Genomic DNA, 24,664 nt, shown 5'->3' on the forward strand with positions numbered 1-24,664 from the left:
GGGTCACCTCGTCTCTTCTTTGCGCTCCTTGGCCCGAAGCTGGCCGCAGGCTGCATCAATATCACTGCCTTGTTCCCTTCGGATCGTTACATTAATACCACGCTTTTTCAATGTTTTTTCAAACTCAAAAATTTGGTCCCGAGGTGTACGTACATAGTCGCGTTCCGGTACATAGTTAACCGGAATTAAGTTGACATGGCATTTAATGTCTTTTATTAAATCGGCTAATTCTTCGGCGTGTTTCACTGAATCATTTTCGCCTCCGAATAGACCATATTCAAAACTGACCCGGCGCCCTGTTTTTTCTGTATAGTATTTGATGGCTTCAATCAAGTCTGGCAGTTTATAGGCCTTGTTGATTGGCATCAATTTACTTCTCAATTCTGTATTAGGGGCATGAAGGGAAACCGCAAAATTGATTTGCATGCTCTCTTCAGCAAACTTATAAATTTTTGGAATGATACCACTTGTTGAAACGGTAATATGACGTGCTCCAATGTTTAAGCCTTTTTCATGATTTATATTCTTCAAGAAAGACATCATATTATCATAGTTATCAAACGGTTCACCGATTCCCATGATTACGACTGAGCTAACGCGTTCTTCCACTTCATCAAGTGCCTGTTGTACCTTAACGACCTGGGCAACGATTTCTCCTGATTCAAGGTTTCGTTTTAAGCCGCCAAGAGTTGATGCACAGAATGTACAACCAATCCTACAACCCACCTGTGTTGTAACACAGATAGAGTTTCCATATTCATGGCGCATTAATACCGTTTCAATCGAATATCCATCATGCAGTTCAAATAAAAACTTCATGGTCCCGTCATTTGACGTTTGCTGAATCAATGTTTTTAATGTAGTGAATGTGAACTTTTCTTCCAGTTTATCGCGTAAAGATTTCGAAAGGTTGGACATATCTTCAAAACTAGAAATACGCTTTTTGTAAAGCCAGTCATAAATTTGATCTGCACGGAATGCTTTCTCGCCGTTTTCAACCAGCCATTCTTTAATTTGGTGAAGCTCTAATGAATAAATCGATGGTTTTTCTGGTGTTGTGTCTTTTTTTACTCTTGATGATTTAGTAATCTCTGCCATTTACAGCACCTTCTTTCTAAAACTCGCAATAAAGAATCCATCACTGCTAAAATATTGCGGGAACACTTGCAACGTATGGCCTTCAATAAATGGCTGAACACTTTCAGGCATTCTTGTGGCCAATGTCGTATCACTTTCAAAATCCGGATGGTTTTCCAAAAATGCTGCAGCAACTTTATCATTTTCTTCTTTATCCACCGTACATGTACTATATACTAACCGTCCGCCTTGTTTTACTAGCGGGGCAGCTGATTCCAATAACTGTTTTTGTATACTTGAGAGTTTCATTATATCATCTTTTGTTTTTGTGTACTTTACATCCGGCTTCCGGCGCATAACACCTAATCCTGAACATGGTGCATCTATAAGAATCCGGTCAAACCCTTCTTTATTAAAGTGTTCTTGGACGTTTCTGCTATCAAGGGCCATTGTCTTAATGTTGTTTCTTAGCTTTAGCCGCTCTGCCTGCTCTTTAATGAGTTTAACCTTATGCTCATGAAGATCAAGGGCATATACTTGTCCTGTGGTTAAGCCTTCTGCGATATGAGTTGTCTTACCTCCAGGTGCAGCACAGCAATCGAGAACAGCATCATTGTCATTGGCTCCTAACGCATGAGCGACTAGCATCGAACTTTCGTCTTGAATCGATAGATACCCCAATTTATAGCTTTCTGAATGAGCAAGATTTCCCTTATAGCTAACAATTGCTTCTGGAACAACATCACTTGCTTCAACATCATAGCCTTCTTCTGTCAAAATGCTGATTAGTTCACTGCGAGAAATCTGCTTTAAATTAACCCTTCCCGTCTGCAGTGGAGCTGTTAAGTTAATTTCACACATTTCCTTGGTTTTATCATAGCCAAATTGCTCTACCCAACGCTTGACTAGCCAAGCAGGATGGCTTACCTCGATTGAGAGGCGCTCAAGCTCATCTTTGATATCATCAAGAGGAGCTACACCATTTCTTTGAATATTACGAAGCACACCATTGACCATTGAAGACGTTCCCTTATGGCCACGCTTTTTCGAGATTTCGACAGCTTCAAAAATAATCGCGTGATCTGGTACTTTATCTAAATAAATCATTTGATAAACGGAGAGCCTAAGTAGGTTGATGACCCAGCTTAGCGTTTTTTTCGGTTGCTTAATAAATGGCTTCAAATAGTAATCCAAAGTCATTTTCCGCTGAATCGTACCGTAGCTTATTTCTGTTAGCAACCCACTATCCACACCGGATAACTGGTGCTTTTTAATCAAGTTGTTAAGTAAAAGGTTGCTGTAGGATTGGTTTTTTTCTACAGATTCCAAAATATCGAGAGCAATTTCACGTACTCCCTTTTTAGTTTGCTTCATTCTGTTCTCCTAACTTCATGCCTGCTTTAATGAACGACCCGGCTCCGCGCAAGTAATCTTTCGCCGGCATTTTTTTCTTTCCTGAAGGCTGCAGTTCCGTAACTAGTATAGCCGTCTCATTGCCTGTCGAAACGACGAAACCATCGTTACGTACATCAATAATCGTCCCCGGCACTGCCTGATTGTTATGTTCAAGCTTGTTTGCCTGCCAAATTTTTAAAATGGATTCATTTAAGAGTGTATAGGCAACAGGCCATGGATTCAGGCCACGTACATGGTTATAGATGTCTTCCCCTGTTTTCGACCAGTCGATTTTTTCCTCCGTCCGCCTAATGTTAGGTGCGAAAGTTGCTTTATCTTCATCTTGCTTAATCGCATTTAACTCATCATTTATAAGCTTTGGCAATGTTTCTGCAAGTAAATCCGAACCGACCTTGCTTAATTTATCATGTAGAGTGCCGACATTGTCTTCTTCTTCTATGGTAACTTCTGCCTGCGTTAATATATCCCCAGCATCAAGTTTCTCGGCCATATACATGATAGTTATTCCTGTCTTTTCTTTCCCCTGTAATATGGAATAATGGATAGGTGCTCCTCCACGTAGTTCAGGAAGCAGGGAGGCATGTACATTAATACATCCGTATTTTGGAGCTTCCAACAATTCATTCGGGAGAATTTGTCCGAAAGCAGCCGTCACCACTAAGTCAGGTTTCAATGCAATGATTTTTTCTAAATCTTCTTTTTCACGGATTTTTTCGGGTTGATAAACGGGAATTCCCTGTTTTTCAGCCTCAACCTTAACAGGCGGAGGTGTTAGCACCTTTTTGCGACCCACTGGACGGTCAGGCTGTGTAACAACCGCAATCACGTCATAGCCTTCGTCAAGGATTCTTTTAAGTACCGGTACTGAAAAGTCCGGTGTTCCCATAAAAATAATTTTTGTCATTCTTCTTCAAACCTTTCTAACTCTTCTTCCGTAATATAGCGTAAAACCTTACTTGTAAATAACACTCCCTGCAAATGATCTATTTCGTGCTGGAGCGCTCTAGCCAGGAAATCCTCCGCTTCTATTTCGAAAAAGGATCCTTTTCGGTCCTGTGCCCGCACCTTGACGCGGTATGGGCGCGATACTTCCCCGTATATACTTGGAAAACTCAAACAGCCTTCAACGGCTGTCTGTTCGCCTTCCACTTCTAGCACTTCTGGATTAATCAGTTCGATTACACCAGATCCTTCATCTATTTCAACGACCGCGACTTGCTTTTTCACGCCAACCTGAGGTGCAGCAAGGCCAACGCCATCAGCTTCAACCATCGTTTCGTACATGTTATTTAACAGCTTAGCCAATTTTTTATCAAAACTTGTTATTTTATCGCATTTTTGTTGTAAAATTTTTTCAGGAAACAAGACAATCGGTAAAATAGCCAAAATTAAAGGTACCCTCCTAAATATAAAAACCAAAACTTCACTATATAAAAACGCAAGCTCTGAACAGCTCGCGGTAATCATCCAATGTTAAAACAATTACATCATAATCTGCGGATTTAAATCTATTGAAATCTGCAGATGATTTTGGGCCGTTTCTTTTTGATAATGCTCTAAAAGTGTTCGTAAATGCTGATTAAGATCCGGCTCTCGTTTGTATTTTATCAGACATTGGTATCGATATCTATTGTTGATTCGACTAATGGGCGAAGCAACAGGACCGAGTACGATAGAATCCCGATTCAATCGTGAACTTAAATAATTTGTGATTTTATCCGTGACACTCACTGTTTTCATTAAGTCTTCATGTGAAACAGTTATAAGCACAACATAATAATAGGGAGGGTAATGACTTTGCCTGCGGAGATACATCTCTCGCTCAAAAAAGAAATCATAATCCTGCATAGCTGAAAGCTCGATGCTGTAATGCTCAGGCGTATAGGTTTGAATGACTACCTCTCCTGGGAGTTGGTGACGTCCTGCTCTTCCACTTACTTGTGTCAGCAGTTGGAACGTTTTTTCCGATGAACGGAAATCGGGCAAATGGAGCATTGTGTCAGCTGAAAGGACTCCAACTAAAGTGATATTGGGAAAATCAAGTCCCTTGGCAATCATTTGGGTGCCGAGTAATATATCAGCCTTTCCCTCACCAAAGGCATTCAGCAACCGCTCATGTGAACCTTTTTTACTTGTTGTATCGACATCCATTCGTATTACTCGTGCATCTGGGAGAATTTTTGCAAGTTCTTCCTCCACTTTTTGCGTACCTGTACCGAAGAATCGGATATGTTCACTAGCACATTCAGGACAATCAGAAGGCATTCCTTCCTCAAATCCACAATAATGGCATTTCATTATATCATTAAAGCGATGATAGGTGAGTGAAATGTCACAATTTGGACAGTTGATGACTAATCCACAGCTTCGACACATCACGAAGGAGGAATGTCCTCGTTTATTTAGCATCAACACCGCCTGTTGCCCCTTTTCAAGCCGGTCTTTCAACTTCGTAAAGAGCAGTTCTGAAAACATCGATCGATTTCCCGTCCTTAATTCTTCCCTCATATCAACAATATCCACTGCCGGCAACGCATTTTTATTCATCCGCTGACTAAGAGTCAATAACTGATAGACGTTTTTCTTGGCACGTGCAAAGGATTCAAGAGTCGGAGTGGCACTACCGAGAATGACCGGACATGAATATGATTTCGCTCTTTGAATTGCAACGTCCCTCGCATGATAGCGGGGCGTTTCTTCTTGCTTATAACTGGATTCATGCTCCTCATCAATGATGACTAGGCCCAGGTTTTCAAAAGGCGCAAATACGGCTGAACGGGCCCCTACCACTACTTTTACTTCTTTTCGGTGGATTTTCCGCCATTCATCATATTTTTCGCCCACAGACAAACCACTATGCATGACCGCTACCTGCTCACCAAAGCGTTCCTTAAACCTTTTCACCGTTTGTGGCGTCAAGGAGATTTCGGGAACCAGCATAATGGCTTCCTTACCTTTATCCATGACAGAGGCAATCGCCTGCAAATACACTTCAGTCTTCCCGCTTCCTGTTACACCATATAAAAGGAAAACTTCATGTTCGTCATGTTTTATTTTCTCCTGAATGGGCTTCAAGGCAGCTGCTTGTTCATCCGTTAAAGTAAAGGGATTGGATTTTTCAAACACACGATTTTCATAGGGGTCGCGGTATATTTCCTGATCCAGTTCCACTAAAGCCCCTTTTGATACAAGGGACTTTACCGTGCCGCTTGAGGCATTAACCATTTCAAGCAGTTCCTTAAGCGAGACTGGTTCTGGATGTTCAATAAAGTATTGAAGAAGTTCTTGTTGTTTTTTTGCATTACCGGAAAGTGTAGAAGCCATTTCTTTCAATTCCTCTGGGGAAAGTAACGGTTTAATGATACGGACCGTCTTCTTATTGAGGCGGTTTTTCACATAATACATTAGCTCTAAATTGCCGTTTTGTACTTCTTTTTGAAAAAGGGAGGCATGCTCACCTTCAATCACATCTTTCCAGGATAATGAATCATGTTTTCCGAAAAGCTTTTGAATGAGAGGTGGAAGTTGCTCCTTTTTATCTTCAATGATATTGATCACTTTTTCATATTTTGCTTTCATTGCAGCAGGAAGCATTGCCTGAAGCGCTGAAATTTTAAAACACATGGCCTCTTTGGTCAACCAGTCACCCAGCTTAAGCAATTCATCATTTAGAATTGGCTCCAAATCCATTGGTTCTTTGATATTGCGTAATTTCGCAAAATCACTTTTGGATTTTAATCCGGTCACGAAGCCCTGTACCATTCTCGGGCCAAATGGGACAATGACGCGCATTCCAGGCTTGATGACTTGTTTCCATTTTTCAGGGATGCGATAGTCAAATTCTCGATCTGTTTGTTTTGCAGGTACATCCACAATAACGGATGCAATATCCATAAGACATCATTCCTTTTGCATGCGAGATACTTCTGACAGAATGCTTTTGGCTATATCCACTTTACTCATTTTAGGAAGGTCGGTAGCACGTCCATCTTTATTGAAAATCGTCACGATATTTGTGTCCGTGCCAAAGCCTGCCCCGGCAACGGTGACATTATTGGCAACGATCATATCTGCTTTCTTTTTCGCTAATTTCCCTCTTGCATACTCTTCAACATTATTCGTTTCCGCTGCAAATCCTACCAATATCTGATGGGTTTTATTCTCACCTAGTTCCTTAAGGATATCCTTAGTCCGTTCAAATTCAATCACATTTTCACCCGGCTGCTTTTTCATTTTCTGAGCATGATATAATTTCGGTTTATAGTCTGCCACTGCGGCCGTCATGATCACGACATCACTAGTATCATATTGTTCAAAAACCGCATCATACATATCTGCTGCTGATTCCACATGGATGACCTTGACCTTTGAAGGAGGTGTCAAGCTTACGGGGCCGGTAATCAATGTCACCTCAGCCCCCTGCTCAGCTGCCTGCTCAGCAAGGGCATAGCCCATTTTCCCGCTGGAATGATTCGTCACATAACGAACCGGATCGATTGCTTCACGAGTCGGTCCAGCAGTTATCAAATATTTCTTTCCTTTAAGAGGTTGTACTTTTCTTTCACCGAAATATAGATTGAGGTGTTTTACAATCGTTTCCGGTTCCTCCAATCTACCCTTACCAACATATCCGCAAGCCAAATAACCTTCACCTGGTTCAATGAATTGATACCCGAACGTACGTAGTGTCTCTATATTTTTTTGGACCGCTGGGTGTGCGTACATATGGACATTCATTGCGGGTGCCACCCAAACAGGTGCCTCAGTTGCTAAAATTGTCGTCGTGACCATATCATCTGCGATTCCATTGGCTATCTTGCCAATAACATTTGCCGTAGCTGGAGCCACAAGGATGATATCTGCCCAATCAGCCAGGTCAATGTGGGCAATAACTGAAGAATCTTTTTCATCAAATGTATCAGTATAAACATCATGTCTCGAAAGTGCTTGAAAGGTAAGCGGCGTCACAAATTGACGTGCCGAATCACTCATGATTACTTTAACTTGGGCACCTGCCTGTGTGAGTTTACTGGTCAGGGCAGCAGACCTTTATATACAGCAATTCCGCCGGTGACACAAAGAAGAACTTTTTTATCGTTAAGCATGCAAATTTCCCCTAACTATATATTCTATTTTTCTTAATTATGAAGGATTACAGAAGAAATTTCATTTGATATGCGCAGTAACATATGGTTTTTTGCGTTATCGTGATGTCTATGCCTGCTTTTTCAATGCTTTCCGTCTGCTTAAGGAGCATTTATAAAAATCAAAACAAACAGGCCTGACACCTTGGCCGCAGGAAGGAAGCAACTTTCAAATGTAACGCATCCTGTTTGCTTTAGGGTGTCAGGCCCGATAGGTCAAGCTTATGTGTTCGCTTAGTTTTCCTCGTAAGAATTATCGTAAGTCAATTTACCAGAATGAATTTCTTCAAGGGCACGACCAACAGATTTATGAGAAACTGGTTTATTAATGAGGCAATTATCTTTAATTTGCATTTCTCTGGCACGTTTAGCTGCCACTGATACAAGTGAGTATTTTGAATCGATTTTTAGTAATAGGGAATCAATTGATGGATATAACATAGTTTATTCCGCCTCCAACATTTTTTTATATAAAACAGCAACTCTTTCCCGACGGCAATGCTCGGCAATTACAATTGCATTAATTCTAGCACAAGCAGCATCCACATGATCATTTTCAACGACATAATCATACAGATCCATAAGTTCTATTTCTTCTTTAGCTACTTTCATCCGCCCTTTAATCGCTTCCTCTGTCTCTGTACCGCGTGTTACAATTCGGCTTTCGAGTTCAGTCAAGCTTGGGGGTGCAAGAAAAATGAAAAGCCCTTCAGGAAATTTCTCCCTTACCTGTTTGGCTCCTTGAACTTCGATCTCCAGAAAAACATCTTTTCCAGAGTCGATTGTTTCACGAACATAATCCACAGGTGTTCCATAATAATTGCCGACGAACTCAGCATATTCAAGCAGTTTACCTTCTTCAATTAACGCTTCGAATTCCTCACGTTTTTTAAAGAAATAGTCTACTCCGTCCACTTCACCATGGCGTGGCAGTCGTGTCGTCATCGAAATTGAATATTCAAATGCCGTACCAGGCTGAGAAAAGATCGCCTTCCTTACTGTTCCTTTACCAACACCGGATGGACCGGACAAAACGATTAATAAACCTTTTTCTCTCATATTCTTTTAGTTACCCCTCTTCTACGCTGTCATCTCTATCTTGAAGTCTTGCTGCAACCGTTTCTGGTTGAACCGCTGATAAGATAACATGGTCGCTGTCTGTAATAATAACGGCCCTTGTTCTTCTACCGTATGTAGCATCTATTAAGGATCCGCGATCTCGAGCATCCTGGATAATCCTTTTAATCGGAGCTGATTCAGGACTCACGATGGATACGATCCGGTTTGCGGAAACGATATTCCCAAATCCAATATTAATGAGCTTTATTGACATTTTTGTCCCCCATTCATATTCTATTGTCACCTTGATAGGTTCATCATAAACCGACTACTCGATATTTTGAACCTGTTCCTTTAATTTTTCAAGCAGACTTTTCATTTCAACCACTTCTTTAGTAATGGTCGAATCATTTGCCTTTGATCCAATTGTATTGACTTCTCGATTCATCTCCTGAACAAGGAAGTCAAGTTTTCTACCAATTGGTTCACCATGTGTAAGCGTTTCTGAAAATTGCTGTACATGACTTTCAAGTCTCGTCAGCTCTTCATTTATATCACATTTATCAGCAAAAATGGCCGCTTCTGTCACAATACGGCTATCCTCAATCAATCCTTCTGTCAACTCAGCTAGCTTGATTGCCAACCGTGCTTTATATTTCTCGACAACTGAAGGCGCATAGTTTTTAACCCCCACTACAATCTCACCAAACTTTTTCAGCTGATGTTGCAGATCCTGGGCCAGCTCCTGACCTTCCTGAGTCCGCATTTTTTTCAAGTTTTCCAATGCCCCCGAAACAGCCTCCATGAGTAAGGCTTCCAAATCGGTGGGAACAATCGGTACTTCTTCCGTCACGAAAATTGATTCAAGTTGTAGCATATCCTGTAATGTAACGGAACTTTCCAGGTTGTACTTCCCTTTAACCTTATCCATCAAACTCACATACTGATCAGCAAGATCCCAATCGATCTTGACCTTTTTGGAAACTAGGCTATCACCTTCTACTGTAATGAAGATTTCCACCCGTCCCCTTCTTATGTATTGATTCGCCTTTTTCTTCACTTTTTCTTCCAAAACCAAAAGTTGGCGCGGCATTCGAATCGTATATTCACAAAAACGATGGTTCACCGTCTTGATTTCGGCAAAAATCTTGACCTGTTCGTTTGCTGCTTCTTCTCTTCCATAGCCCGTCATACTGGTAACCATGGCTTCACTTCCTATCAAGCATAATGTAGTAACTTGGCGTTTACATTAATTATATATCAGCTTCAGCACAAACGCTTGAGCTTATAAATAAAAGGCTATAAAAATAAAAAGGTAATAGAGCAAGACTCTACCACCTTAAAGATTATATCATATTTCATTGTGCTTTTCTTGCTAAAAAAGTTCCTGCTAGTAAAAAAGTTGGGATGGACGACATTCCTAATACTAAAAGCCAATCCCTCCCCGAAATCGGAACGGTATGGAATATCGCTTGCAAGGGCTGAACATACATGACGGCGAGCATTAACAAAAGGGAAGACAGCACAGCTCCCACTAAATATAGATTACCAAATGGATTTCTCGAAAAGATTGATCGTTCACTTCTACAATCGAAAACGTGGATTAGTTGAGCAAGAACAAGGGTAGCAAATGCGATCGTTTGTGCATAAGTCAGATTATCAGGGTTCGCTCGATATACCACGTAAAACGCTATCAGTGTTGAAATTCCAATTAGAAAACCACGAGAGATAATTTTCCATCCAAGTCCTCTGCCGAATACACCTTCATTTGCATTTCTAGGATTTCTCTTCATCACATCGTCTTCTGGCGCATCAAGCCCCAAAGCCATCGCAGGAAGACCGTCCGTAACGAGGTTCACGAATAGAATTTGGATCGGGATTAATGGTAAAGGCAAGCCGCATAGCATCGCAAAAAACATAACCAAAATCTCTCCAACATTGGATGCGAGCAAATAACGAATGAACTTTCGGATATTTTCATAGATATTTCTGCCTTCTTTAATGGCTGATTTTATTGTTGCAAAATTATCATCAACCAATATCAAGGAGGAAGCCTCTTTGGCAACATCTGTCCCGGTGATTCCCATAGATATACCAATATCCGCTGATTTTATTGCTGGTGCATCATTGACTCCATCTCCTGTCATCGCTACTACATGTCCTTTATTTTGCAATGCCTTTACGATTTTTAGCTTATGTTCCGGGGAAACACGAGCAAACACCGAAACACTTTCTACTATTTCCTCAAGCTCTCCGACTTCCATATCTGATAATTGTCTGCCTTCTAGTACGCGGTCTTTCCCTTTTAAAATACCAAGTTCTTTAGCTATCGCCTTTGCGGTTATTACATGGTCACCAGTGATCATGACGGTTTTGATTCCCGCATCACGGCACTCTTTAACCGCCTGCTTCACCTCTGGACGCGGAGGGTCAATCATGCCCTGAAGTCCCATGAAGGTCAAATTGCGCTCAGCTTCTGTTTCATGGAGCAGAATTGTTCCTTTTGAAAGGGGCTTATAACCAACGGCAATCATCCTCAGTGCCTGTGAAGCTAACTCACTCATGTCTTGTTGAACTCTTTCCTTACTTTCCCGATTCAGCGGGCCCGACTTCCCTTCCCATAGAATCGTGTCGCACTGGGCGAGCAATACATCAGGGGCCCCTTTTACGATGACGAAATGATTCTCTTTATCATCCTTCACTATAACGCTCATCATTTTCCGGCCCGAGTCAAATGGAAACTCCTTCACTATCGTGAACCGAGTAGATAAGTATTCCCTTGTCAAACCTGCCTTCATTGCGGCAACCAACATCGCCCCTTCTGTCGGATCTCCGTCAAGGACATATTGTTTTCCTTTCTCGTTTAGTTCAGCTTTGTTACAGAGCAGTCCAAATGTCATCATTTGAAGCAAAGCTTTGTGGTTTTTCGGAGCAACGGAAACTCCACCTAATGAAAACTCCCCAATAGGATTATATCCAGTCCCGCTGACATCCCAGGTTTTACCTCCACTCCAAATTTTAGTCACCGTCATTTTGTTTTGCGTCAGTGTACCTGTTTTATCTGAGCAAATCACTGTTGCGCAACCAAGCGTTTCGACTGCTGGAAGCTTACGTACGATCGCTTTTTGTTTGATCATACGCTGAACGCCTAACGACAAGGCTACAGTCACAATTGCTGGCAATCCTTCCGGAATCGCCGCAACTGCTAAAGAAACGCCTGCTAAAAACATTGTATAGAGATCATGTCCTTGAATGACTCCAGTCAGCACGACGATCACCGTTAATATCAACGCCGTGACGATTAAAATTTTACCTAGCTGCTCTAAACGGCGCTGTAAAGGTGTTTCTTTTGTTTCAGCTGTCTGAAGCAAGTCGGCAATCTTCCCCATCGCAGTATTCATGCCTGTAGCGACAACAATACCGACTCCATTCCCTCTTGTAACCATGGTTCCCATAAAAGCCATATTTTCCTGATCACCGATACCTTCTAACTCATTAATTATCGGATCAGAACATTTAACAGCCGGGAGCGACTCACCGGTAAGTGCCGACTCTTCAATCTCAAGGCTTGAATTATCAACAATCCGTAAATCGGCGCCAATTCTATCCCCGCTCGAAAATTTCAAGATATCCCCCACCACGACTTCTCTAGATGGAATCTTCAGCCAGTGCCCATTCCTAAGAACATGGACTTGTGGCGCTGACATTTCCTTCAGGGCATCCAAGGATTTTTCGGCCTTTCGTTCTTGAAAAAAGCCTAGCACTCCATTCAAAAAAACAATCGCCATGATGGCAATCGCATCGATATATTCACCCAAAATACCGGAGACCAAGGTCGCCGCAAGTAAAACAATGACCATAAAATCTTTAAATTGTGCGAAAAATAAAAGGATGGCTGACTGTTTTTCTCCTTCTTTTAATTCGTTAAAACCATGCTTATGCAGCCTGTCCTTTACTTCATCATCGTCCAAACCGTGTGTAACGTTTGTTTGAAGCGCTCTCTCCATTTCTTGCTTATTCATTTCCTTGAACTCCATCAAGTATCACACATCCCTTTGAATAGAATGAAATAGGCCCCTGTATACAACCAAACAGGCGCTCTAGCTCTGCTTATCCAACACCTGTCCGCATACTAAATACATAAAACAACCTGCTCTTCTTCCATGATTATTCAGACTCGTCCAAAAAAATGCTATAATTAAACAGAAATGCGAAAGATGAACGAACCTTATCCAAAATTGGACGAACAACTGCGTATAAAAATGGGCCACCTTAAAAGGTAAACTTTGGCTAGTTTAAACTAGGTACATATAAGAATTGATCAATTCAATTTACCTGAACATTTTAAAGCTCGCTTCATCGAGTTTTTCTAAACTTGCAAATGCCACTTTTGCGAGTTAATTATAGGACGAAAAACTCTCTGTAACTAACATCAATTAAAATCAATGAAGTCATAGAAAATCTTATGTAAAGGAAGTAAAAATAGAATGTCATTTGATGGATTATTTACGAAAGCGATGACGGAAGAAATCGCTTCTATACTAAAAGGTGGACGCATCAATAAAGTTCATCAGCCTTATAAAAATGAAGTTATCCTGGTTGTTCGCGCTGGAGGTAAGAACCATAAACTCTTATTATCAGCCCATCCAAGCTATTCAAGAGTACAGTTGACAGAAGAAAGCTATGAAAATCCAAAAGAGCCGCCAATGTTCTGTATGCTGCTTCGAAAGCATCTCGAAGGCTATACGATTGAAGATATTTATCAATATGAACTAGATCGGATGATTATTTTTGAGGTGAAGGGTCGTAACGAGCTTGGTGATGTCTCGCAAAAGCAGTTAATCGTGGAAATCATGGGTCGTCACAGTAATATTGTTTTAGTTGATAAAGAACGGAATATGATATTAGACAGCATTAAGCATGTCTCCTACGCTGTGAACAGCTATCGGGCGATATTACCTGGGCAGGAATACAAAGTGCCCCCCGCACAAGAAAAGCATAACCCCTTTGATGCTACTGAGGATGATATAAGGAAAAATATCGACTTTAATGCGGGAAAACTCGATCGTCAACTTGTTGCCCAATTTTCTGGAGTTTCTCCGTTAGTTGCAAAGGAGGCCGTTTATCGGGCAGGGTTGGCCAACAGTACCACTCTTCCATCGGCCTTTTCAAGTCTTATCAAGGAAATATCGGAACAAAAATATTCCGCAACTATAAAACAAGACGGCAACAAAGAAGTGTTTTATATGCTTTCGCTAGAGCACCTGACTGGAAAATACCGAACATTTTCTTCCTTAAGCGAGATGCTTGATCGGTATTACTTTGGAAAGGCAGAGCGAGATCGGGTAAAGCAAAAGAGTCAGGATGTAGACCGTTTCATTGCGAATGAAATTGAAAAGAACTCTAAAAAAATCGGCAAACTCGAACGAACATTAAAGGAAACGGAACGCGGAGAACAATACCAATTGTTCGGTGAACTGCTGACAGCTAACTTATATCAAATGAAAAAAGGCATGAAGGAAATTGAAGTGGTCAATTATTATGATGATGAACAAAGTATGGTCATAATCCCTCTTGACCCATTAAAAAACCCATCTGATAATGCGCAAAAGTACTTCTCTAGATACCAAAAGTCCAAAAATGCAGTCGGTGTCGTACAAGAGCAAATCGAGAAAGCAAAATTGGAATTAGCCTACTTTGAAGCGTTACATCAGCAACTCCAATCGGCTTCACCTAAAGATATTGAGGAAATACGCGAGGAACTTCAGGAAGAAGGATATATTCGTCAAAAAAAGAAAAAAGGCATGAAAAAGCCTTCCAATGCAAAACCACAACTTGAAACATATTATTCCACAGATGGAGATCTCATTTTTGTCGGGAAAAACAATAAACAAAATGATTATTTAACGAATAAATTTGCACGTCGCGATGAAATTTGGCTTCATACAAAAGACATCCCTGGGTCACATGTTGTGATTCGGAATGAATCACCGAGTGAAGAAACCATAAAAGAAGCAGCAGTTTTAGCAGCCTTCTTCAGTAAAGCAAAGCAATCGAGTTCGGTGCCCGTAGACTTTACACAAGTTCGCCATGTAAAGAAGCCGAATGGCTCGAAGCCCGGCTTTGTCATCTATGAACAGCAGCAAACCGTATATATTACACCAGATGCAGATACAGTCATTCGCTTAAAAGAAGCAGAAGCTGTAAAGGATTGATTTAAATACAAAAATATAAGTGTGTCCCAATCTACAAGATTGGGACACACTTTTTTATGCTAAAATCCACGCTGTATCTTCTGGGTTTTCCCGCCATTTTTTCAACTTTTCCAGTTCGCCTTCTGTGATGTAGCCTTTTTCGTTAGCGACTTTGATTAAGGTAGAATAGTCACTTAATGAATAGTTCGTAATGCCTTCAGCAAGGAACTTTTCTTTTCCCTTTTCCAGTTCGTAAGAAAAGATAGAAACGACCCCAAGGACATCACAGCCAGCTTCTTTAAGCGCGTTAACAGCCGTAATTACACTTCCACCGGTTGAAATCAAATCTTCCACAACCACAACTTTTTGTCCCGGAACAGCGCGACCTTCGATTTGATTGCCCTTACCGTGCTCCTTCGCTTTGGAGCGAACATAGCACATTGGTGCATCTAATTTTTCACTCACCCAAGCCGCATGCGGAATGCCAGCCGTTGCAGTACCGGCAATCAATTCAGCCTCAGGGAAATGCTGTTCAATTAATACTTTCAATCCTTCTGCTATTTCCTTGCGAACCTCAGGGTAAGAAAGGGTTAAGCGGTTATCGCAGTATATAGGGGATTTAATTCCAGATGCCCATGTGAATGGTTCATTCGGCTGTAGGTACACTGCTTTAATTTCTAATAGGTGTTCGGCTATAGTTTGGTTTAACATGATATTCCCTCCCAGGCTGCTTTCATATCTAAGTATGCTGTTAATGGATCTTTCGCCCCAGTTATCGCTCTACCTACAACGATGGCATCAGCTCCAAAATTTCTTGCCTGTTCAGGCGTGGCAATTCTTTCTTGATCGTGTGTTTGGCCACCTGCATTACGGATACCAGGTGTGACCGTTAAAAATTCCGGGCTAATACGTTCATGAATTGTCTTTACTTCATGCGACGAACAAACAACGCCGTCTAATCCGGCCTGCTGAGTAAGCTTTGCATAATGAAGCACCGAATCCTCTAGAGAGCCGGCAATGTTTTGGTCAAGATTCATTTGTTCCTGTGACGTGCTTGTCAGCTGTGTAACCCCTATACATAACGGACGTTTTTTTCCTGCAGCTGTTCCACTATCTAGACCTTCCAGAGCTGCTTCCATCATATTTCGGCCACCTGCCGCATGGACATTTACCATGTCAGCGCCTAAAGCTGCCAGACCTGTCATTGCCTTTTTGACTGTGTTCGGAATATCATGAAGCTTTAAGTCTAAAAACACATCGTGGCCTTGTTCTTTTACGTAAGAAATGATTGACGGTCCATTCTGATAAAATAATTCCATCCCCACTTTTACAGCTAGTTTTTCAGATGAAAACTGTTTTAAAAATTGTTCTGTTTGTATAAGGTTGGGAAAATCAAGCGCGATAATTAGCGACTGCTTCATTCTGCTTCCAGCTCCTTCCGGTACATTGTGAAATATGATCAAATCCTAGCTCATCCAGCAGATTGGGTAATTCTTCAATGATTGTTGGGCATACAAACGGATCCACGAAGTTAGCGGTTCCCACTGCAACAGCGCTCGCACCTGCGTAGAAAAACTCAATGACATCTTCCGCTGAAGCGATTCCTCCCATTCCAATGATTGGAATCGAAACTTGCTGGCTTACCTCATAAATCATCCGGAGAGCGACTGGTTTAATCGCAGGACCCGATAACCCACCAGTTTTGTTCGATAGAATCGGTCGACCTGTTTTTAAATCCAAACGCATACCGACTAATGTATTAATCATTGTCAGCCCGTCGGCACCGCCATCTTCAACCGCTTTGGCCATTTCCACAATATTGCTGACATTTGGAGAAAGCTTCACATAAACAGGCACAGAGGAGACTTCCTTGACTGCCTTGGTTACCTCTTTGGCAACTTCCGGGACCGTACCAAAAGCGATGCCACCTTCTTTTACATTTGGACAAGAAATATTCAACTCAAGAGCCTTCACATTTCCCACCTTACTGATGTTACTAGCTACCTTTACATAATCAGCTATTTGAGATCCCGCAACGTTAGCGATAATAGGAACATCATACCCACTTAGCCAGTCCAGTTCTTCATTGATGACTTTAGCCAAACCTGGATTTTGTAAACCAATCGCGTTCAGCATTCCCGAAGAAGTTTCCGCAACACGCGGGGTTGGATTACCGAACCGCGGCTCAGGAGTTGTCGCTTTAATCATAATTGCTCCCAGTACATCCAAGTTGAAAAACTGGCTGTATTCACGACCAAATCCAAAGCAACCAGATGCTGGCATGACCGGATTTTTCAGGTGTAATCCTGGTAACTCAACTGAAAGTCTGCTCATAATACCACCTCTCCTGCCCGGAATACGGGTCCGTCACTGCATACTTTTTTGTAACTGAAACCATTCGGATCATCTCCTGTATGACACACGCAGGCAAAACACGCACCAATTCCGCAGCCCATCCTTTCTTCAAGAGACAGGTAAAGCTTTTTTTCACGATATCCCGCTTCCAATGCTTTTAGCATTGGTGTCGGCCCGCAGGAAAAGATTGTTTCAAACTCCGTATCCAACTTGTCAATTACTGTCGTAACAAATCCTTTTGTTCCATACGATCCATCTACTGTGGCAATATAGGTATCACCTAATTTACTAAACTCTTTTTCGTAAAAAATGGCAGACTTCGTTTGGAAGCCTAGTACATGTATTACTCTAACTCCTTTAGCAACCAACATCTGCGATAACTGATACAGAGGTGGGACACCAATCCCACCACCAACCAATAGAGCTGTTTCTCCCTTATTTGCTTCATGAACCGGAAAGCCGTTGCCAAGCGGACCGAGGATATCTACACCTTCTGCCTGCTTACACTGTGACAGCAGTGTCGTTCCTTTCCCTTCAGCCCGGTATATCATCGTGAACTGTTTTTCACTACTGTTATAAGAAGAAATCGAAATCGGGCGTCTTAACAAAGGCTCGTTGCCTTCAGTTGTCTTTACGTGTACAAACTGGCCCGGTTGCTTCATTTCTGAAACTAATTCACCTTGTAGGGTAAGTTCAAATATGGATGGAGCCAGTTCTTTATGAGTCAACACCTTCATCGTTTCCTTCTTGATCATGTATAGCTCACCTCACGACTTTTTTCCGTTTTCCCCATGGCTTCTGCCGAAAAGGTCATTGATTCAATCACTCTTAAAATAGCTTCTGCTGTATCCAGGGATGTCAGACATGTCACTCCATTTTCAACAGATTCGCGACGTATTCTAAAACCATCTCGTTCCGGCTGTTTCCCTTTCGTCAAAGTGTTGATCACGAATTGTGCGTCCCCATTTCGGATAACATCCAAAAGGTTTCTTCCCTCTTCACCAATCTTACCAACAACCGCAGTTGGGATACCAGATTGCTCCAACAGGGCGGCGGTTCCGCTTGTGGCAATCAACTTGAAGCCAATATTATGAAAACGTCTTGCCAGCAATAGTGCTTCTTGCTTATCTTTATCCGATATCGTTAACAAGACTGAACCGTGACCTTGAATTTTGAAGCCGGAAGCAACAAGCCCTTTGTATAAAGCCTTTTCAAGTGTACTGTCTTTCCCCATTACTTCACCAGTCGATTTCATTTCAGGTCCGAGTGAAATGTCCACACCTCTTAATTTTGCAAAGGAGAAGACCGGCACTTTTACAAAGACTCCGCTTTGTTCCGGAACTATACCGGATTGGTAGCCCTGGCTTTCAAGAGAGTGTCCTAAAATGACCTTCGTAGCCAAGTTCGCCATCGGCACATTCGTGATCTTACTTAAGAATGGAACCGTGCGGCTAGAACGCGGATTTACTTCAATGACATACACTTCGTCATCACTGATGACATATTGAATGTTCAAGAGACCGATAATATTCAAGCCTTTTGCCAATCTAGTCGTGTAATCGATGATCACTTCTTTTTGTTTTTCCGTTAGGCTTTGCGGAGGGTAGACGGCAATCGAATCACCGGAGTGGACGCCTGCGCGCTCGATGTGCTCCATGATTCCAGGAATAACGACCGTTTCGCCATCAGAAATCCCGTCGACTTCGACCTCTTTCCCCGTTAAGTAACGGTCAATCAGGACAGGATGATCCGGATTGATTTTCACCGCATTTTTCATGTAATGCAGCAATTCTTCTTGTTTATAGACGATTTCCATTGCTCTTCCTCCGAGAACATACGAAGGTCTTACTAAAACTGGATAGCCGATATCTTCAGCTATGACGATAGCTTCATTTACAGATGTGGCCGTTTTACCTTTTGGTTGCGGAATTCCTAAATCCTTAAGAGCACTTTCGAATTTATTACGATTCTCCGCACGATCCAAGTCTTCTAGAGAAGTACCTAGGATCTTCACTCCTCTTTCAACAAGACCATCTGCAAGATTAATGGCAGTCTGACCACCAAATTGGACGATAACACCTTCTGGTTTTTCCAAATCGATAACATGCATCACATCTTCAAGTGTTAATGGTTCGAAATAAAGCTTGTCAGATATACTGAAATCCGTCGAAACCGTTTCCGGATTGTTGTTGATGATGATCGCTTCATAGCCTGCCTCTTTGATGGCCCAGACTGAATGGACGGTCGCGTAGTCAAACTCTACCCCCTGTCCAATCCGTATTGGACCCGATCCTAGCACAATGACACTTTTCTTATCTGTAACAATTGATTCATTTTCATCTTCGTATGTTCCGTAAAAATATGGTGTTTCCGATTCAAATTCCGCTGCGCATGTATCGACCATTTTATAAACCGGCACGATTCCTTGTTGTTTCCGATACTCATAAATTTTCTTTTCAGTAACTTCCCATATATCTGCAATCGTTTTATCAGAAAAGCCAAGTTCCTTAGCCTTCTTCAGGACTTCACAATCGAATGAATGTTCACGAAGCTCTTTTTCAAAGTCGATAATCTTTTTCAGCTTATGCAGGAAGAATAAATCGATCTGGCTCCATTCGTGAATGGTTTCGATTGTTTTGCCTCTTCTTAGTGCCTCACCGATATAAAATAACCGCTCATCTCCTGCTTTCCGAATCCTTTTTTCTATTTTTTCATCCTCGAACTCGTCGTTCAACTCGAGATGATAAAGTCCTGCTTCAAGGGAGCGCACAGCTTTTAAAATTGATTCTTCAAATGTACGACCGATTGCCATGACTTCTCCAGTGGCTTTCATTTGTGTACCGAGTCTACGGTTGGCGCTTTCGAACTTATCAAAAGGCCAGCGTGGAATTTTCGTGACTACATAGTCAAGCGCAGGTTCAAAGCTGGCATATGTTTTACCTGTAACCGGGTTCATCATTTCATCAAGTGTCAAACCAACCGCTATCTTGGCCGCAAGCTTTGCAATCGGATATCCCGTCGCTTTTGAAGCAAGTGCTGACGAACGGCTAACCCTTGGGTTAACTTCGATGACATAATACTGATAGCTGTTTGGATCTAACGCAAGCTGAACATTACATCCGCCTTCAATTTTCAAGGCGCGGATAATCTTCAATGACGTATTTCGAAGCATTTGATACTCTCTGTCACTTAACGTTTGGCTTGGTGCCGCAACAATAGAGTCTCCTGTATGAACTCCTACAGGATCAAAGTTTTCCATATTACAAACGACAATCGCATTGTCATTGGAGTCACGCATTACTTCATATTCCACTTCTTTAAAACCGGCAATACTCTTCTCAAGCAGACATTGATGAACCGGGCTGCTTTTTAGGCCACCTTCAACAATCTCGATTAACTGCTCTTCGTTATCACAAATCCCGCCGCCTGTTCCACCTAGTGTAAAGGCTGGGCGTACGATAACTGGATAGCCGACTCGTTCCACGAACGTATAAGCCTCATCCAAATTATGAATAATATCGCTGTCAGGAACAGGTTCCCCAAGGTCGTTCATCAGGGTTCGGAACAAATCACGGTCTTCTGCTTGTTGGATAGCGGAAAGCTTCGTACCAAGAATCTGCACATTGCATTCTTCCAAAATCCCTGCATCGGCTAGTTCAACAGCCATATTCAAACCCGTTTGTCCTCCTAGAGTCGGAAGCAGAGCATCAGGGCGCTCTTTACGGATGATTTTGCTAACAAATTCCAGAGTGATCGGCTCGATATATACCGCATCCGCCATTTCGCTATCTGTCATGATTGTGGCAGGGTTTGAGTTAATTAGGATTACTCGGTACCCCTCTTCCTTTAAGGCAATACATGCTTGAGTTCCTGCATAATCGAACTCAGCAGCCTGGCCGATTACGATTGGACCAGAACCAATTACTAGGATGCTTTTTATATCTGTGCGTTTTGGCATGTTTTTTCCCCCTTCGTAGGTGCAGCTTCAATCATTTGTAAAAATTCATTGAATAAGTAGTTGGCGTCTTCCGGACCAGGTGAAGCCTCCGGGTGATATTGAACTGTGAAAGCCGGATATTTTTTATGGCGTAAGCCTTCAATTGTATCGTCATTTAATGCTGTATGTGTCACAACAAGGTCAGTGTTTTCAATAGAAAGCTCCTCGACTGTATATCCATGATTTTGAGAAGTGATGGATACTTTTCCAGTACGAAGGTCTTTAACCGGATGGTTTGATCCTCGATGACCAAATTTCAATTTTGCTGTATCTGCACCGTTAGCCAGCGCGAATAACTGATGACCCAGGCAAATTCCAAATAGCGGTACTTCTTTCTGCACTATACGAATCATTTCAAGCGTTTCCTGAACACTTTTCGGATCTCCAGGACCGTTTGAAAGCATCACTCCATCTGGATGATATTGCAGCACTTCCTCTGCCGTAACGTTATAAGGTACAACCACAACATCACAACCACGCTTCGTCAATTCGCGTAAAATACCATGCTTCATGCCATAATCAACAAGAACGACTCGTGGGCCTCTTCCAGGACTTGAGTAGGCAGCTTTTGTTGAAACCTGCTTCACTTGATTAGAAGGAATCACCGTTGCTTTTAGCTGGGAAACAATCTCTTCAGCATCTTTATTGATATTGCAGAGCGCTCCTTTAAGTGCACCTGATTTCCTGATGATTCTTGTCAGCTTTCTCGTATCAATTCCACTTATGCCAGGTATGTTCTTCATTTTCAAATATTCATCAAGAGATAATTGGTTGCGCCAGTTGGAAGGAAGATCAGCTGTTTCCTTAACGACGAACCCTGATATCGCTGGATTGATAGATTCAAAGTCATCTCGGTTTATTCCGTAGTTTCCGATTAGCGGGTAAGTTAGCGTAACTATTTGGCCGCAATAAGATGGATCAGATAAAATCTCCTGATACCCTGTCATCCCTGTGTTAAAAACAACTTCACCTATTTTTTCTACGTCCCCTCCGAATGCTTCGCCGAGGAATACCGTTCCATCTTCTAAAATAAGCTGTCTTTTCATCCTTGAACACGTCCTTTTTCCCAAGCTGTTTTTCCTTCTGCAATCGTCATAACTGGCCAGCCATAGCATTTCTTTTCATTAAAAGGTGTATTCTTACCTTTTGAAGCAAACTCTTCTTTATTAATTTCTTTTTCCGTATCCAAATCGATTAATACGATATCAGCCGTAGCACCTTCCTTTAGCTGTCCATAAGGAAGTGAGAAACTCTCAGATGGTTTGATTGTCATGAAGTCGACCAATTGCTTTAATGTGATTACATCCTTTTTGACTAATTCTGTGTAAAGCAGCGGGAAGGCCGTTTCTAGTCCCACAATTCCAAAAGGAGCTAGCTTCATCCCTTGAGCTTTTTCCTCAGCTGTATGCGGAGCATGATCTGTAGCAATAAAGTCGATTGTTCCGTCCAGCAGGCCTTCGATCAATGCGTCACGATCTTCTCGTCCTCTTAAAGGCGGGTTCATTTTATAATTCGGATCAAGTCCTGGGATATCATCTTCACACAGCAATAAGTGATGAGGTGTAACTTCCGCGGTGACCCGGATACCGGCGCGTTTGGCATCTCTTACAGTTCTCACCGATTCTTTCGTAGAAATGTGGCAAACATGATAATGGCAGTCCGCTGCTTCCGCAAGCAGGATATCCCTGGCTATATGTACAGCTTCGCATACAGATGGGATTCCATTGATTCCTTGTTCTTTGGAGTATCTTCCTTCATGTACAGAGCCTTTATTGATTAAGCTATTATCTTCACAATGAGCAACAATAGCCATATCTTGAGCGGCAGCCTGTTTCATCGCAGCCAGCATCATTCCGGCTTCTTGGATACCAACGCCGTCGTCTGTAAAGGCGAAAGCCCCAGTTTGTTTTAAAGAAGAAAAGTCAGTCAATTCTTTGCCAGCCTCTCTAATCGTGATGGATGCATAAGGCAGTACACGAACATGTGCTGTTTCTTCAATTTTCCGGTTAAGTGCTTCAAGATTTTCAATTGTATCAGGAACAGGTCTTGTATTAGGCATCGCCGCTACAGTGGTAAAACCGCCTCTTGCTGCTGCAAGCGTTCCAGTTGCTATTGTTTCTTTATGCTCGCCGCCTGGCTCACGTAAATGGATATGCAGGTCAATAAATCCTGGTGTAATAAGTAACCCTTTGGCATCTATTACCTCACAATTTTCTGTTGCCAGGTTCTCTCCGATTTTCGTGATGATTTTTCCTTCTATTTCAATATCTGCTTTCTTGAATGAATTTTGATTATCTAGCAATACTCCATTTTTGATGACAGTTTTCATGGATAATTCCTCCCTCAAATTGTTCTAGCACATTTTTTAATACGGCCATTCTAATAAACACACCATTTTGCATTTGTTTAAAAATTCTTGAACGGCTACATTCGACTAAATCACTGTCAATTTCAACGCCGCGATTTATTGGTGCAGGATGCATGATGATCGCACCCGGTTTCATATTTTTTTCACGTTGTTTGGTTAAACCGAATCTTTCCAAATAATCCCCATTTGCCTGATTGTATTTTTCATTATGTCTTTCGTGCTGAATCCGAAGTAGCATAACCACATCTGATGTCGCTATCGCTTGATCGATGTCTTCATATCTCCCTAAGCTGTTATTTCTATCAAACCATTCAGGCGGACCTGAAAATACGACATTCGCTCCTAGACGAGTTAAGGCTTCTGCATTCGATTTTGCCACCCGGCTATGCATTACGTCCCCAATTATTGCAATCTTCAGACCGGTAAAACTATTAAACTCTTGTTTTATCGTCAATAAGTCCAGCAATGACTGCGTTGGATGATTTCCGCAACCATCACCTGCATTGATTATTGGAATGTTGAGTTTTTCTTTTAGTTCATCAAAGTAATTATCCTGTTCATGGCGGATAATTAAGGCATTGACACCGATTGATTCAAACGTTTTTGCTGTGTCATATAAGGTTTCTCCTTTTAAAACGGATGATGTCCCGGCATCAAAAGGAATGACCTCAAGACCTAATTTTCTTTCAGCCATTTCAAAGCTTGATTTCGTACGTGTACTTGGTTCAAAGAATAGATTGGCAACCATGGTCTGCTGTTTAGGGTTCCAGCTCGTTCCATTAGCAAACCCCTCTGCTTCTTGTAGAATTTTTTCAATTTCAGTTATGGTCAATTCATTCATCGTCAATAATTTTTTCATTGATCCTGCTCCTTTCACAATTTGTTGTGATGCGGGGTAAAAAAACACCCCGCCATTAAGGACAGGGTGTAGGTAATAAAGACTTGCAAGAACTAGGGCTGTTTATTTCCCGTTCTCATTTGTCTTTACAGCAACACCCTTTCAAGCCTCTCTGGACTTCTTTTAAAAGGTGATATATTGTGTGATACAGTTTGA

The 24,664-nt window shown here is 41.8% G+C and carries 19 protein-coding genes and 1 pseudogene; 1 reads left to right on the forward strand and 19 read right to left on the reverse strand.

Annotation, left to right across the window (positions count from 1 at the left end; translation table 11 throughout):
• Positions 1 to 3: 3 nt before the first annotated feature.
• The 11 genes and pseudogenes from rlmN to JFU24_RS07970 form a co-directional block, all read right to left on the reverse strand.
• On the reverse strand, positions 4 to 1,098 hold the full coding sequence (gene rlmN, locus JFU24_RS07920) for a 23S rRNA (adenine(2503)-C(2))-methyltransferase RlmN (RefSeq protein WP_201181486.1): 1,095 nt from the start codon (positions 1,096 to 1,098) through the stop codon (positions 4 to 6).
• Entirely contained in the window at positions 1,099 to 2,451 is a 1,353-nt protein-coding gene (gene rsmB, locus JFU24_RS07925) for a 16S rRNA (cytosine(967)-C(5))-methyltransferase RsmB (protein WP_201221450.1), read from the reverse strand.
• Entirely contained in the window at positions 2,438 to 3,397 is a 960-nt protein-coding gene (fmt, locus tag JFU24_RS07930) for a methionyl-tRNA formyltransferase (RefSeq protein WP_201221452.1), read from the reverse strand. Before fmt ends, rsmB begins: the two co-directional genes overlap by 14 nt.
• A complete protein-coding gene (gene def / locus JFU24_RS07935; RefSeq protein ID WP_201221455.1) occupies positions 3,394 to 3,879 on the reverse strand; it encodes a peptide deformylase in 486 nt (161 codons plus the stop codon). Before def ends, fmt begins: the two co-directional genes overlap by 4 nt.
• Positions 3,880 to 3,975: 96 nt before the next feature.
• Positions 3,976 to 6,387: a primosomal protein N' gene (priA, locus tag JFU24_RS07940; RefSeq protein ID WP_201181489.1), complete on the reverse strand. Its 2,412-nt coding sequence runs from the start codon at positions 6,385 to 6,387 to the stop codon at positions 3,976 to 3,978.
• 6 nt (positions 6,388 to 6,393) lie between these two features.
• A pseudogene (gene coaBC, locus JFU24_RS07945) lies at positions 6,394 to 7,598 on the reverse strand (bifunctional phosphopantothenoylcysteine decarboxylase/phosphopantothenate--cysteine ligase CoaBC).
• A gap of 273 nt (positions 7,599 to 7,871) precedes the next feature.
• Positions 7,872 to 8,078, reverse strand: a complete 207-nt coding sequence (gene rpoZ, locus JFU24_RS07950; protein WP_056526628.1) for a DNA-directed RNA polymerase subunit omega — start codon at positions 8,076 to 8,078, stop codon at positions 7,872 to 7,874.
• A 3-nt stretch (positions 8,079 to 8,081) separates the two neighbouring features.
• Positions 8,082 to 8,696: a guanylate kinase gene (gene gmk / locus JFU24_RS07955; protein WP_034313809.1), complete on the reverse strand. Its 615-nt coding sequence runs from the start codon at positions 8,694 to 8,696 to the stop codon at positions 8,082 to 8,084.
• A 10-nt stretch (positions 8,697 to 8,706) separates the two neighbouring features.
• The gene (remA, locus tag JFU24_RS07960) at positions 8,707 to 8,970 is read right to left on the reverse strand and encodes an extracellular matrix/biofilm regulator RemA (protein WP_034313813.1); all 264 of its coding nucleotides are present in this window, start codon (positions 8,968 to 8,970) and stop codon (positions 8,707 to 8,709) included.
• A gap of 54 nt (positions 8,971 to 9,024) precedes the next feature.
• Complete coding sequence (locus tag JFU24_RS07965) at positions 9,025 to 9,900, reverse strand: YicC/YloC family endoribonuclease (RefSeq protein ID WP_053345269.1); 876 nt, start codon at positions 9,898 to 9,900, stop codon at positions 9,025 to 9,027.
• 154 nt (positions 9,901 to 10,054) lie between these two features.
• Positions 10,055 to 12,733 (reverse strand): calcium-translocating P-type ATPase, SERCA-type, encoded by a 2,679-nt coding sequence (locus JFU24_RS07970; protein ID WP_201250894.1) that lies wholly within the window; start codon positions 12,731 to 12,733, stop codon positions 10,055 to 10,057.
• A gap of 450 nt (positions 12,734 to 13,183) precedes the next feature.
• Here JFU24_RS07970 and JFU24_RS07975 point away from each other — a divergent pair, with 450 nt between their 5' ends.
• Positions 13,184 to 14,911: an Rqc2 family fibronectin-binding protein gene (locus JFU24_RS07975; RefSeq protein WP_201249828.1), complete on the forward strand. Its 1,728-nt coding sequence runs from the start codon at positions 13,184 to 13,186 to the stop codon at positions 14,909 to 14,911.
• A gap of 54 nt (positions 14,912 to 14,965) precedes the next feature.
• Here JFU24_RS07975 and pyrE read toward each other — a convergent pair whose 3' ends face one another.
• The 8 genes from pyrE to JFU24_RS08015 are packed head-to-tail and all read right to left on the reverse strand — an operon-like array spanning position 14,966 to position 24,469.
• A complete protein-coding gene (pyrE, locus tag JFU24_RS07980) occupies positions 14,966 to 15,601 on the reverse strand; it encodes an orotate phosphoribosyltransferase (protein ID WP_056526619.1) in 636 nt (211 codons plus the stop codon).
• A complete protein-coding gene (gene pyrF / locus JFU24_RS07985; protein ID WP_201249829.1) occupies positions 15,595 to 16,311 on the reverse strand; it encodes an orotidine-5'-phosphate decarboxylase in 717 nt (238 codons plus the stop codon). Before pyrF ends, pyrE begins: the two co-directional genes overlap by 7 nt.
• Positions 16,283 to 17,224 (reverse strand): dihydroorotate dehydrogenase, encoded by a 942-nt coding sequence (locus JFU24_RS07990; RefSeq protein WP_053345265.1) that lies wholly within the window; start codon positions 17,222 to 17,224, stop codon positions 16,283 to 16,285. Before JFU24_RS07990 ends, pyrF begins: the two co-directional genes overlap by 29 nt.
• Entirely contained in the window at positions 17,221 to 18,000 is a 780-nt protein-coding gene (locus JFU24_RS07995) for a dihydroorotate dehydrogenase electron transfer subunit (protein WP_053345264.1), read from the reverse strand. Before JFU24_RS07995 ends, JFU24_RS07990 begins: the two co-directional genes overlap by 4 nt.
• Positions 17,997 to 21,203, reverse strand: coding sequence for a carbamoyl-phosphate synthase large subunit (gene carB / locus JFU24_RS08000; RefSeq protein ID WP_201181504.1), 3,207 nt, complete (start codon positions 21,201 to 21,203; stop codon positions 17,997 to 17,999). The genes JFU24_RS07995 and carB overlap by 4 nt, the downstream gene beginning before the upstream one ends.
• Entirely contained in the window at positions 21,182 to 22,288 is a 1,107-nt protein-coding gene (locus JFU24_RS08005) for a carbamoyl phosphate synthase small subunit (RefSeq protein WP_098175394.1), read from the reverse strand. Before JFU24_RS08005 ends, carB begins: the two co-directional genes overlap by 22 nt.
• A complete protein-coding gene (locus JFU24_RS08010; protein WP_201249830.1) occupies positions 22,285 to 23,571 on the reverse strand; it encodes a dihydroorotase in 1,287 nt (428 codons plus the stop codon). Before JFU24_RS08010 ends, JFU24_RS08005 begins: the two co-directional genes overlap by 4 nt.
• Positions 23,534 to 24,469, reverse strand: a complete 936-nt coding sequence (locus JFU24_RS08015) for an aspartate carbamoyltransferase catalytic subunit (RefSeq protein ID WP_098175396.1) — start codon at positions 24,467 to 24,469, stop codon at positions 23,534 to 23,536. Before JFU24_RS08015 ends, JFU24_RS08010 begins: the two co-directional genes overlap by 38 nt.
• Positions 24,470 to 24,664 lie beyond the last annotated feature (195 nt).

This window comes from Peribacillus sp. TH27, from assembly GCF_016650915.1.
In the GTDB taxonomy this organism is placed as follows: Bacteria; Bacillota; Bacilli; order Bacillales; family DSM-1321; genus Peribacillus; species Peribacillus butanolivorans.

What these genes read in the sequence shown, in the direction of transcription:
- rlmN (WP_201181486.1), bottom strand. Translation starts at nt 1,098, where the DNA reads ATGGCAGAGATTACTAAATCATCAAGAGTAAAAAAAGACACAACACCA.
- JFU24_RS07975 (WP_201249828.1), top strand. Translation starts at nt 13,184, where the DNA reads ATGTCATTTGATGGATTATTTACGAAAGCGATGACGGAAGAAATCGCT.
- JFU24_RS07990 (WP_053345265.1), bottom strand. Translation starts at nt 17,224, where the DNA reads ATGAGCAGACTTTCAGTTGAGTTACCAGGATTACACCTGAAAAATCCG.
- JFU24_RS07965 (WP_053345269.1), bottom strand. Translation starts at nt 9,900, where the DNA reads ATGGTTACCAGTATGACGGGCTATGGAAGAGAAGAAGCAGCAAACGAA.
- JFU24_RS07995 (WP_053345264.1), bottom strand. Translation starts at nt 18,000, where the DNA reads ATGATCAAGAAGGAAACGATGAAGGTGTTGACTCATAAAGAACTGGCT.
- JFU24_RS07970 (WP_201250894.1), bottom strand. Translation starts at nt 12,733, where the DNA reads ATGGAGTTCAAGGAAATGAATAAGCAAGAAATGGAGAGAGCGCTTCAA.
- priA (WP_201181489.1), bottom strand. Translation starts at nt 6,387, where the DNA reads ATGGATATTGCATCCGTTATTGTGGATGTACCTGCAAAACAAACAGAT.
- rsmB (WP_201221450.1), bottom strand. Translation starts at nt 2,451, where the DNA reads ATGAAGCAAACTAAAAAGGGAGTACGTGAAATTGCTCTCGATATTTTG.
- pyrF (WP_201249829.1), bottom strand. Translation starts at nt 16,311, where the DNA reads ATGAAGCAGTCGCTAATTATCGCGCTTGATTTTCCCAACCTTATACAA.
- pyrE (WP_056526619.1), bottom strand. Translation starts at nt 15,601, where the DNA reads ATGTTAAACCAAACTATAGCCGAACACCTATTAGAAATTAAAGCAGTG.
- JFU24_RS08015 (WP_098175396.1), bottom strand. Translation starts at nt 24,469, where the DNA reads ATGAAAAAATTATTGACGATGAATGAATTGACCATAACTGAAATTGAA.
- JFU24_RS08005 (WP_098175394.1), bottom strand. Translation starts at nt 22,288, where the DNA reads ATGAAAAGACAGCTTATTTTAGAAGATGGAACGGTATTCCTCGGCGAA.
- remA (WP_034313813.1), bottom strand. Translation starts at nt 8,970, where the DNA reads ATGTCAATAAAGCTCATTAATATTGGATTTGGGAATATCGTTTCCGCA.
- gmk (WP_034313809.1), bottom strand. Translation starts at nt 8,696, where the DNA reads ATGAGAGAAAAAGGTTTATTAATCGTTTTGTCCGGTCCATCCGGTGTT.
- fmt (WP_201221452.1), bottom strand. Translation starts at nt 3,397, where the DNA reads ATGACAAAAATTATTTTTATGGGAACACCGGACTTTTCAGTACCGGTA.
- rpoZ (WP_056526628.1), bottom strand. Translation starts at nt 8,078, where the DNA reads ATGTTATATCCATCAATTGATTCCCTATTACTAAAAATCGATTCAAAA.
- carB (WP_201181504.1), bottom strand. Translation starts at nt 21,203, where the DNA reads ATGCCAAAACGCACAGATATAAAAAGCATCCTAGTAATTGGTTCTGGT.
- JFU24_RS08010 (WP_201249830.1), bottom strand. Translation starts at nt 23,571, where the DNA reads ATGAAAACTGTCATCAAAAATGGAGTATTGCTAGATAATCAAAATTCA.